Annotated in this window: 13 protein-coding genes; 7 read left to right on the plus strand and 6 right to left on the minus strand. The window is 66.3% G+C overall.

The window, feature by feature from the left end; genetic code table 11:
* Positions 1 to 143: 143 nt before the first annotated feature.
* Both gph and rpe read right to left on the minus strand, forming a co-directional pair.
* The gene (gene gph, locus CF68_RS14150) at positions 144 to 887 is read right to left on the minus strand and encodes a phosphoglycolate phosphatase (protein ID WP_035819771.1); all 744 of its coding nucleotides are present in this window, start codon (positions 885 to 887) and stop codon (positions 144 to 146) included.
* Positions 884 to 1,585, minus strand: a complete 702-nt coding sequence (rpe, locus tag CF68_RS14155) for a ribulose-phosphate 3-epimerase (RefSeq protein ID WP_010809904.1) — start codon at positions 1,583 to 1,585, stop codon at positions 884 to 886. Before rpe ends, gph begins: the two co-directional genes overlap by 4 nt.
* A gap of 241 nt (positions 1,586 to 1,826) precedes the next feature.
* Between rpe and apaG the strand changes: the two genes are divergently transcribed.
* The gene (gene apaG / locus CF68_RS14160; protein WP_010809905.1) at positions 1,827 to 2,201 is read left to right on the plus strand and encodes a Co2+/Mg2+ efflux protein ApaG; all 375 of its coding nucleotides are present in this window, start codon (positions 1,827 to 1,829) and stop codon (positions 2,199 to 2,201) included.
* Between the two features lie 13 nt (positions 2,202 to 2,214).
* Here the strand turns inward: apaG and CF68_RS14165 are convergent, their stop codons facing one another.
* The gene (locus CF68_RS14165) at positions 2,215 to 2,430 is read right to left on the minus strand and encodes a hypothetical protein (RefSeq protein ID WP_035819773.1); all 216 of its coding nucleotides are present in this window, start codon (positions 2,428 to 2,430) and stop codon (positions 2,215 to 2,217) included.
* A gap of 115 nt (positions 2,431 to 2,545) precedes the next feature.
* Between CF68_RS14165 and CF68_RS14170 the strand changes: the two genes are divergently transcribed.
* Positions 2,546 to 3,682 (plus strand): murein transglycosylase A, encoded by a 1,137-nt coding sequence (locus CF68_RS14170; protein WP_035819775.1) that lies wholly within the window; start codon positions 2,546 to 2,548, stop codon positions 3,680 to 3,682.
* 64 nt (positions 3,683 to 3,746) lie between these two features.
* Here the strand turns inward: CF68_RS14170 and paaK are convergent, their stop codons facing one another.
* From paaK to paaG, 3 genes are all read right to left on the minus strand, one after another.
* Positions 3,747 to 5,051: a phenylacetate--CoA ligase PaaK gene (paaK, locus tag CF68_RS14175; RefSeq protein ID WP_035819777.1), complete on the minus strand. Its 1,305-nt coding sequence runs from the start codon at positions 5,049 to 5,051 to the stop codon at positions 3,747 to 3,749.
* A 49-nt stretch (positions 5,052 to 5,100) separates the two neighbouring features.
* Positions 5,101 to 5,565 (minus strand): hydroxyphenylacetyl-CoA thioesterase PaaI, encoded by a 465-nt coding sequence (gene paaI, locus CF68_RS14180; protein ID WP_035819779.1) that lies wholly within the window; start codon positions 5,563 to 5,565, stop codon positions 5,101 to 5,103.
* A 40-nt stretch (positions 5,566 to 5,605) separates the two neighbouring features.
* Positions 5,606 to 6,430 carry a 2-(1,2-epoxy-1,2-dihydrophenyl)acetyl-CoA isomerase PaaG gene (paaG, locus tag CF68_RS14185; RefSeq protein ID WP_051591531.1) on the minus strand — a complete coding sequence of 275 codons (825 nt, stop codon included), beginning with the start codon at positions 6,428 to 6,430 and terminating at the stop codon, positions 5,606 to 5,608.
* Between the two features lie 264 nt (positions 6,431 to 6,694).
* Here paaG and CF68_RS14190 point away from each other — a divergent pair, with 264 nt between their 5' ends.
* From CF68_RS14190 to CF68_RS38325, 5 genes are all read left to right on the plus strand, one after another.
* Positions 6,695 to 7,480 carry an amino acid ABC transporter substrate-binding protein gene (locus tag CF68_RS14190; RefSeq protein WP_035819783.1) on the plus strand — a complete coding sequence of 262 codons (786 nt, stop codon included), beginning with the start codon at positions 6,695 to 6,697 and terminating at the stop codon, positions 7,478 to 7,480.
* Positions 7,481 to 7,590: 110 nt separating this feature from the next.
* Positions 7,591 to 8,244 carry an amino acid ABC transporter permease gene (locus CF68_RS14195; protein WP_010809912.1) on the plus strand — a complete coding sequence of 218 codons (654 nt, stop codon included), beginning with the start codon at positions 7,591 to 7,593 and terminating at the stop codon, positions 8,242 to 8,244.
* Positions 8,245 to 8,281: 37 nt separating this feature from the next.
* Positions 8,282 to 9,034, plus strand: coding sequence for an amino acid ABC transporter ATP-binding protein (locus tag CF68_RS14200; RefSeq protein WP_035819796.1), 753 nt, complete (start codon positions 8,282 to 8,284; stop codon positions 9,032 to 9,034).
* Between the two features lie 84 nt (positions 9,035 to 9,118).
* On the plus strand, positions 9,119 to 9,895 hold the full coding sequence (locus tag CF68_RS14205) for an enoyl-CoA hydratase (protein ID WP_035819786.1): 777 nt from the start codon (positions 9,119 to 9,121) through the stop codon (positions 9,893 to 9,895).
* A 147-nt stretch (positions 9,896 to 10,042) separates the two neighbouring features.
* Positions 10,043 to 10,240: hypothetical protein (locus CF68_RS38325; RefSeq protein WP_235205769.1), on the plus strand; the 198-nt coding region annotated here is incomplete at its 3' end.

Here is a 10,240-nt window from a genome sequence, read left to right on the forward strand (position 1 = left end):
AGACTCGCGAACGCACTTTACGCCTGTTGGGAGGCGCGCCAGCGACGCCAGGGCCAAGCCTGCCGATCACTGCCAGAAGAGATGCGTTTGCGGTTGAGAAACATGAAATGTTTGGGATTTGGTCGGGATCGACGAAATTCGGACTATCGATGACCTGCCCAGTGTGCCGCAAACAGCGCTGCGGCGTGGGCAATGGAGTCGACTATACCATCGGCGTCAACGGCTTGTACAGGGTTGCCATGGTTGTAGCCATAGGGCACCAGCAGCACGCCCATGCCGGCCGCGCGGGCCGCCTGCGCGTCGTTTTCCGAGTCGCCCAGCGCCGCCATGGCCGATGGCTCCAGCCCGAAGGCGTCGGCCACTTTCAGCAGCGGGAAGGGGTCGGGCTTGCGCAGCGGGAAGGCGTCGCCGCCATAGACCAGCTCGAAGTACTGGGCTAGCCCGGTCTTGGCCAGCAGCGGCTCGGTGAAGCTGTAGGGCTTGTTGGTCACGCAGGCCAGGCGCAGCCCGGCCGCCTTCATCGCCGCCAGGCCTTCGCGCACGCCGGGGTAGACCTGCGAGAACTGGCCGTTGATGCGGATGTACTCGCGGTCGTATAGCGCATAGGCGTCGGCGAACAGGCTGTTGGCGTGCAGCGGCGAGAAGCGCGCGTCCAGCACGCGCCGGATCAGGTTTTCCGAGCCCTTGCCGACATAGCTGACGATCTCCGCCTCGGACATCGGTGCCGCCGGGCCCAGGTTGGGATGCTGGCGGCCCAGCGCCAGCAGCATGGCGTTGATCGAGGCGTGGAAATCGCCCGCGGTGTCGACCATGGTGCCGTCGAGGTCGACGATCACGCCTTCGATGCCGCGCCAGTCGTTGCGGCGCAGGAGCACGCCCTCGCTCATTGCCCAGCCTTGGCCAGTTCGCCGCGCAGGGCCGAGATGATGCCGCGGTAGCCGCCGTCCGCATCGGGCTTGCCGAACACGGCCGAGCCCGCCACGAAGGTGTCGGCGCCGGCCGCGGCGATCTCGGCGATGTTGTCCACCTTCACGCCGCCGTCGACTTCCAGCAGGATGGTGCGGCCGGTGCGGGCGGTGTATTCGTCGATGCGCTGGCGCACGGCGCGCAGCTTGTTGAGCGTCTCGGGGATGAAAGACTGGCCGCCGAAGCCCGGGTTGACCGACATCAGCAGGATCACGTCCAGGCGGTCCATCACATGGTCCAGGTGGTGCAGCGGCGTGGCCGGGTTGAACACCAGGCCGGCCTGGCAGCCGTGGTCGCGGATCAGCGCGAGCGAGCGGTCCACGTGCTCACTGGCTTCCGGGTGGAAGGTGATGATATTGGCGCCCGCCTTGGCAAAGTCCGGGATGATCCGGTCCACCGGGCGCACCATCAGGTGCACGTCGATCGGCGCGGTCACGTGCGGGCGGATGGCCTCGCACACCAGCGGGCCCACGGTCAGGTTGGGCACGTAATGGTTGTCCATCACATCGAAGTGGATCCAGTCGGCGCCAGCCTCGGTCACGCGGCGCACTTCCTCGCCCAGGCGGGCAAAGTCGGCGGACAGGATGGACGGGGCGATGCGGTAGGTGGGCGTGCTCATGTCGGCGGCTAGGAGGTGGGGTGCTGGGGAATGCTGTTTTTTGCGTCTCTGGCGCGCCCAGGGGCGGGCGCCAGAGGGGATCAGGCGGGGCGTCCGGCCCGGCCCGGACCTGAAAGGGCTATATTCTACCGCTGCCCCGGCGCGCGGTGATCTTGCCGGTGCTCTTGCCCGTGCCGCGGCCATCCCGCACAATGCGGCTACCCACTTCCCTGCCTGGCGCCTCAAGCCGGCCCTGCCCACGATGAGCGAGTACGCTTTCTCCGTCTCGGTACGCACCCAGTACCTGCCGGACCAGTCAGAACCTGAGCGCGGGCGCCATGCCTTCGCCTACACCATCACCATCCACAATACCGGCGAGGTGGCGGCGCAGCTGATCTCGCGCCACTGGGTCATCACCGACAGCGACAATGGCACGCAGGAAGTGGCGGGCCTGGGCGTGGTCGGCCACCAGCCGCTGCTCAAGCCGGGCGAGCATTTCGAATACACCAGCTGGGCCACCATCTCGACCCCGGTGGGCTCGATGAAGGGCGAATACTTCTGCGTGGCCGAGGACGGCCACCGCTTCGAGGTGCCGATCCCTGAATTCGCGCTGGTGCTGCCGCGCATGCTGCACTGACCCTGCCGGGAACCTATTGGCGCGATGCGCTGTCCTGATCCTGCGGCGGCGCTTCAGCGGCGCCCTGCGCCGGCTGGCGCGACGGATGCTCGGACGGGGCGCGCGTGGGACGCGGGTTCTTTTTCGCCGTGCCCATGGTCCAGACCACGATAAAGATCAGCAGGAACAGCGCCACGCCGGCTTCCAGGGCGAACAGCAGCATGGGATGGGCTTCGAAGAACTTGCTCATGGCGGATGCAGCGCAGGCCCGCGGGGGCGCAGGCGATGGTTGAAGGATGACGGTGGGATTGTAGGGGCAATCGGCCCCGCAAGCTGCGCCGGCCCGGACTTTGAACAATAGCAAGATGGCATACGCAGACTCTTTCCCGATTTCCCCAGTTTCTCCCTGGCGCTCGCTGCGCATGCGCGGCTGGCTGGCGCTGTCCGGCGCTGCCGTGCTGCTGGCCGGCTGCATGAGCGGCCCGCCGCCGCGCATCGAGACCGGCCCGGCCGGCACCACGCCGCCGACGGCCTCGTCGCAGAAGGGTACTCTGCAGGCGGCCAGCTGGGCCGAGATCGGCGGCTGGGCCCAGGACGACGTGCGCGCCGCCTGGCCCGCGCTGCAAGCGAGCTGCCAGGCGTTGAAGAAGCGCGCCGAGTGGAGCCGCGCCTGTGCCGCCGGCATGATGGTCGATGCCGGCGACCTCAACGCCATGCGCGCCTATTTCGAAAGCAACTTCCAGCCGTACCGCGTGGTCAACGGCGACGGCACTGACAACGGCCTGATCACCGGCTACTACGAGCCGATCCTGCACGGCTCGCGCACGCGCCAGGGCAAGTTCCAGGTGCCGCTGTACCGCAAGCCGGCGCAGTTCGGCAACCGCCCGCTGCCGGCCCGCGCCGAGTTGCTGCAGAACCCGGCCATGCGCGGCAGCGAACTGGTCTGGGTGGATGACGCGGTCGAGGCCGCCTTCCTGCAGATCCAGGGCTCGGGCCGCATCCGCATGGCCGACGGCAGCATCATGCGGGTGGGCTTCGGCGGCACCAACGACCAGCCGTTCCGCTCGTTCGGCAAATGGCTGCTGGACCGCGGCGAGATCACGCCGGCACAGGCCACCATGCAGGGCATCAAGGCCTGGGCGCGCGCCAACCCGGGCCGCGTCGACGAGATGCTCAACATCAACCCGCGCTTTGTCTTCTTCCGCGAGCTGCCGGCCAACAACGACGGCCCAGTGGGCGCGCTGGGCGTGCCGCTGACCGCGGAGCGCTCGATCGCGGTCGATCCGGCCACCATCCCGCTGGGGGTGCCGGTGTTTCTGTCGACCACGCGCCCGCTGTCGACCGAGCCGATCCAGCGGCTGATGTTCGCGCAGGACACCGGCAGCGCCATCAAGGGCGGGGTGCGCGCGGACTTCTTCTGGGGCGCGGGCGATGCCGCCGGCGAGACCGCGGGCCGCATGAAGCAGGGCGGCCGCATGTGGGTGCTGATGCCGCGCAGCTGAGCGCAGCAGCCGGCAACGCAAAAAGGGCGCCATCGCGGCGCCCTTTCTTCATGGTGGACAGCCCTCAGCGCGGGCGCTGGTCGACGATCCGCCGCGCCTTGCCCACCGAGCGCTCGACGCCGCCCTCGGGCAGCACCTCGATGCCGGCGGTGACGCCGATATAGGCCTTGATCTCCTGCGCCAGCCGCTCGCGCGCGCCTTGCGCCAGCGCCGGCTCGCTGCCGTGGGCGCATTCCACGCGCACCGTCAGCGTGTCCATGTGGCCGTCCTTGGTCAGCACGCACTGGTAGTGCGGCGCCAGCTCGGCGTGCTTGAGGATCAGTTCCTCGATCTGCGACGGGAACACGTTGACCCCGCGCACGATCATCATGTCGTCGGTGCGGCCGGTGACCTTCTCCATGCGGCGGAATGCCGCACGCGCCGTGCCCGGCAGCAGCCGGGTCAGGTCGCGGGTGCGGTAGCGCACCACCGGCATCGCCTCCTTGGTCAGCGAGGTGAACACCAGCTCTCCGAACTCCCCGTCGGGCAGCACTGCGCCGGTGTCGGGATCGATGATCTCGGGGTAGAAATGGTCTTCCCAGATGGTCGGGCCGTCCTTGGTCTCGGCGCACTCATTGGCCACGCCCGGGCCCATCACCTCTGACAGGCCATAGATATCGACTGCCGAGATGCCCATGCGCTTCTCGATCGCCAGCCGCATTTCCGGCGTCCACGGCTCCGCGCCGAAGATGCCCACGCGCAGCGAGCTGCTGGCCGGGTCGATGCCCTGGCGCTCGAACTCGTCGGCGATCGCCAGCATATAGCTGGGGGTCACCATGATGACCTCGGGCTTGAAGTCCTGGATCAGCTGCACCTGGCGCTCGGTCTGCCCGCCACCGAAGGGAATCGCGGTCAGGCCGGCCTTCTCCACGCCGTAGTGCGCGCCCAGGCCGCCGGTGAAGAGGCCGTAGCCGTAGCTGATGTGCACCTTGTCGCCGCGCCGCGCGCCCGAGGCGCGGATCGAGCGCGCCATCACCGTGGCCCAGTTGTCGATGTCCTGGAGCGTGTAGCCGACCACGGTGGGCTTGCCGGTGGTGCCGGACGAGGCGTGGATGCGCGCCACCCGGTCCTGCGGCACGGCGAACATGCCGAACGGGTAGTTGTCGCGCAGGTCCTGCTTGCTGGTGAACGGGAAGCGCGCCAGGTCGGCCAGCGAATGCAGCTGGTCGGGGTGGACCCCGGCTTCGTCGAACTTGCGGCGGTACACCGGCGAATTGGTGTAGGCGTGGTTGAGCGACCATCTCAGCCGCTCCAGCTGCAAGGCCTGCAGCTCGGCGCGGCTGGCAGTCTCGATCGCATCCAGGGGCAGATCGGTCAGGCGCGTGCTCATGTCGTCTCCTGCACGGGGGCGTTGGTCTTAAGTATCTTGCCGGAATTGCTCAGGCGCCGTCTGTCCCTTCCGGCGGCGGCACCACGTGTCCCTTGACCTGCGCCGACTTGCCGCGGAACATCGCCACCACCTGGCCCGCGGCGTTGGTCACGCGGATATCGTAGATGCCGTGCCGGCCGGACAGGACCTGCTCGGTGGCCTCGGCGGTCAGCACGTCGCCGCCGTGCACTGGCTTGAGGAATTCGATGCTGCAGCCCGCCGCCACGGTGTTGATGTTATGGCTGGTGCAGGCAAAAGCGAAGGNAAAAGCGAAGGTCGAATCGGCCAGCGTGAACATCAGGCCGCCGTGGCAGATGCCGTGGCCGTTGAGGAATTCCTTGCGCACCGGCATGGTCAGCCGGGCGTAGCCGGGCCGCACGGCCTCGACCGTGATGCCCAGCCAGCGGCTGCAGGTGTCGGCTTCATACATGGCGGCGGCGGCCGCTTCGGCGAGGGCCTGGGGGTCCTGTTTCAAGCTGGTCTCCTATATAGAGTGGCGGGCAGGTCCGCGCGGCTTATTTGCCGGTGAAGTGCGGTGCGCGCTTTTCGAGGAAGGCGTTGACCCCTTCCGCGTAATCGGCGGACTGGCCGAGCTCGCGCTGCAGGTCGCGCTCCAGGTCCAGCTGGGCGTCCAGCGTGGCGGTGGCGCTGGCATACATGGCGCGCTTGATCGCGGCCAGCGCGCGGGTCGGCTGCCCGGCCAGGTGCGTGGCCAGCGCCAGCGCCTGTTCCGGCAGCAGCGGGTCGTCCATGGTCTCCCAGACCAGGCCCCATTTCTCGGCCTCTTCGGCGCTCAGCCGCTCGCCGGTCATGGCCAGGCCCAGCGCACGCGCCATGCCGATGCGCTTCGGCAGCAGCCAGGTGCCGCCCGAATCCGGCACCAGCCCGATCTTGACGAAGGCCTGGATAAAGCTGGCCGAGCGCGCCGCCAGCACCATGTCACAGGCCAGCGCCAGGTTGGCGCCGGCACCGGCCGCGGTACCGTTGACCGCGGCCACCACCGGCAGCGGCAGGGCCTGCAGCCGGCGGATCAGCGGGTTGAACCAGGTATCGATCAGCTCGCCCAGGTCGGTCATGTGCCCGGGCGTGAAATCCAGGTCGGCCAGGTCCTGGCCGGCGCAGAAGCCGCGGCCCGCACCGGTCAGCAGCAGGGCGCGCGCGCCGCCGGCCTCGACATGGTCGAGCGCCTGCTGCAGCGCCTGGTGCATCGCGCGGGTGAAGCTGTTGAGCTTGTCGGGGCGGTTCAGGGTGATCACGGCCACCGGGCCCTGCCATTGCAGCAAGACCGGGCCGGCGTCGATGCTGACCGGCTGGCCAGCGGAGGTGGACATCGGGGGCATTGGGTTGTCTCCTGCCGGATATATTGTCGCGGTCGGCGCGGGCGGCTGTTGTCGACGGCGCCTCTTAAATAAACCGACCAGTCGGTCGGCAAATGTTAGCACTATTTTTTGGCGGCCGGTTGGCGCGCGTCCAATGCTGGCAGGGTCCGCAATGCCGGGCGCGGGCGTCGCTCTATAATCGCGCTGCCAACAACAATCTGAAACCTGCCGGCCGACATCTATGTGCGGATCCCGGCATGCTCGCCTATTCGCATTGGAATTCCTATGAAGAAGATCGCTGCATTACTCCTGATTTCGTCCGTGGCCCTGTTTGCGGCGTGCGGCAAGAAAGAAGCGGCCCCTGCTGCCGGCGCCGACACGGCCACCAAGATCATTGTCGGCCTGGACGACAACTTCCCGCCCATGGGTTTTCGCGATAACAACAACGAGCTGGTCGGCTTCGATATCGACATGGCCAAAGAGGCCAGCCGCCGTCTCGGCATGACGGTCGAGTTCAAGCCGATCGACTGGAGCGCCAAGGAGGCGGAACTCAACGGCAAGCGCGTGGATGTGCTGTGGAACGGGCTGACCATTACGGAAGAGCGCAAGAAGAACATCAGCTTCACCGCGCCCTATATGACGAACCACCAGATCGTCATCGTCGGCGCCAGCTCGCCGGTGAAGGCCAAGGCCGACCTGGCCGGCCGCATCGTCGGCGCGCAGGACGGCAGCAGCGCGGTGGATGCGATCAAGAAGGAAAGCCAGGTCGCCGCCAGCCTGAAGGAACTCAAGACCTTCGGCGATAACGTGACGGCGCTGATGGACCTGTCGACCGGCCGCCTCGACGCAATTGTGGTGGATGAAGTGGTGGGCCGCTACCTGATCAGCAAGCGTGCCGGCGAATACAAGGTGCTGGAGGAAAACTTCGGCACGGAAGAATATGGCGTCGGCGTGCGCAAGGATGACGCCGAGCTGCTCGGCAAGCTCGACAAGACCCTGGCTTCCATGAAGCAGGATGGCACGGCCGCCCGCATCGCCACCCAGTGGTTCGGCACTGACATCACCAAGTAATCCAGACGCTGCGCGGCGCCCTAGGCCGTTCCGGCAGGGCGCCGCGCCACATCCGGACTCACGCGCCGGCCCGGCGCCTGGGATCCTACCTCCTTCTGTTTCGCGCGAGCATGGACTACGTCTTATCTCTTCTGGCGCCATTGGCGCAGGGTGCGCAAGTCACGCTCACACTATTCGCCATCACGCTTGCCCTGTCGGTGCCGCTGGGGCTTGCGCTGGCGCTGGCACGCATCTCGTCATGGCCGTGGCTGAGCGGCCTGGTCAATGGCTATATCTGGCTGATGCGCGGCACGCCGCTGATGCTGCAGATGCTGTTTATCTATTTCGCGCTGCCGTTCGTGCCGGTCATCGGCGTGCGCCTGCCTGACTTTCCCGCGGCGGTGGTGGCCTTCGCCCTGAACTACGCGGCCTATTTCGCGGAAATCTTCCGCGCCGGGATCAAGTCGGTCGATCGCGGCCAGTATGAGGCCAGCAAGGCGCTGGGCATGACCTATTTCCAGACCATGCGGCGGGTCGTGCTGCCGCAGATGGTCAGCCGGGTGTTGCCGCCGGTCAGCAATGAAACCATTACGCTGATCAAGGACACGTCCCTGATCTACGTGCTGGCACTCAACGATATTCTTCGCACCGCGCGCGGCATCGTGCAGCGTGATTTCACCACCACGCCTTTCCTGGTCGCCGCGCTCTTCTATCTGGTGATGACGCTGATTCTGACCTGGTTCTTCCAGAATCTCGAAAAACGCTATGCCAAACATGATGACTAGCCCGACCGGCGCCAATTCCCACAATGCGCCCGGCATCATGATCGCGGCGCGGGATCTGTTCAAAGCGTTCGGGTCACTGGAGGTCTTGCGCGGTGTCTCCCTGACCTTGCGCAAGGGGGATGTCACCGCGGTGATCGGGCCCTCGGGCTCGGGCAAGAGTACCTTGCTGCGCTGCCTGAATCATCTCGAAGTGATCGACCGCGGCACCATCGAGATCGAAGGCGAGGCCTTGGCGGCAGCGGGCCCCGGCGGCGCAGCCAAATATGTGGCAGACGCGGAAGTGCGCCGCATCTGCCGGAAGATGGGCATGGTGTTCCAGTCGTTCAATCTGTTTCCGCACATGACGGTGCTGCAGAACATCATCGAAGCCCCGATGACCGTCAAGGGACTGGCGCGCGATGCGGTGGTGCCCAAGGCCGAAGAGCTGCTGCGCAAGGTCGGCCTGCTGGCCAAGCGGGACAGCTACCCGGCGCGCCTGTCCGGCGGCCAGAAGCAGCGGGTGGCGATTGCGCGGGCGCTGGCGATGGAGCCCGACATCATGCTGTTCGACGAGCCGACCTCGGCGCTGGACCCGGAGCTGACCGGGGAGGTGCTGCGCACCATGCGGCAACTGGCCGAAGAACATATGACCATGCTGGTCGTCACGCATGAGATGGGGTTTGCGCGGGAAGTGGCAAACCATGTGGTGTTTATGGATGAGGGCAGGATTCTTGAGGAAGGGCGGCCTGAGGAAGTGTTCGGGGCACCAGCTCACGCGCGCACCCGCGAATTCCTGGCGCATATGCTCTAGGCGGCGCCACGCCGCAACCGGTGGCAGAATAGCCCGCAGCCGGTGGCGACGGTGCCATCCGCCTGCAAATACATAGGAGAAGACATGCCGTACGAAAACATCCTGGTCGAGACCCGTGGCCGTGTTGGCCTTGTCACGCTGAACCGCCCGAAGGCCCTGAACGCGCTCAATGATGCGCTGATGGACGAGCTTGGTGCCGCGCTGACCGCCTTCGACCAGGATGAGGGCATCGGCGCCATCGTCATTACCGGCAGCGAGCGCGCCTTCGCCGCCGGCGCCGACATCGGCATGATGGCCAAGTATTCCTTCATGGATGTGTACAAGGGCGATTACATCACCCGCAACTGGGAAACCATCCGCAAGATCCGCAAGCCGGTGATTGCCGGCGTGGCCGGCTATGCGCTGGGCGGCGGCTGCGAGCTGGCGATGATGTGCGACATCATCATCGCGGCAGATTCGGCCAAGTTCGGCCAGCCCGAGGTGAAGCTGGGCACCATGCCCGGCGCCGGCGGCACCCAGCGCCTGCCGCGCGCGGTGTCCAAGGCCAAGGCCATGGACCTGTGCCTGACCTCGCGCATGATGGACGCCGCCGAAGCCGAGCGCTCGGGCCTGGTGTCGCGCGTGGTGCCGGCCGACAAGCTGCTGGACGAAGTGCTGGCGGCCGCCGATACCATCGCCGGGTTCTCGCTGCCGGTGGTCATGATGATCAAGGAGTCGGTCAACGCTGCCTACGAGACCACGCTGGCCGAAGGCGTGCACTTCGAGCGCCGGCTGTTCCATGCCACCTTCGCCAGCGAAGACCAGAAGGAAGGCATGGCCGCTTTCGTCGAGAAGCGCAGCCCGAATTTCCAGCATCGTTAAGGCCTGGATCAGGGAATACCTGAGAGCCGTGCGGGGGTATTAAGTTTCTCCCGCACTCGTCTTTTCCGGGATTTCCTTTGCCACTCAACGGCTTACGACATAATCCCCGGAACCCCTAGCGGATCCTTGTGACAAAGTTGTTGCAAGGTGCGTGAATCCGGCCTACTATTCGCCCCCTCGCAACACACAACGCAGCGCTGCAAAGCAGACGCAGCAAGGGTTGCGGGGTCGACCGGAAGGGTTGGCGCAGCGAAGTTTGCAGCGCTGACCGCAGCAAAAAAAGATGCTGAAACGGTTGACGAAACGAAGAAAGTTCTGCATAATCTCGTTTCTCTGCTGCAGACA

The organism is Cupriavidus sp. SK-4, from assembly GCF_000611125.1.
Classification (GTDB): Bacteria; Pseudomonadota; Gammaproteobacteria; order Burkholderiales; family Burkholderiaceae; genus Cupriavidus; species Cupriavidus necator.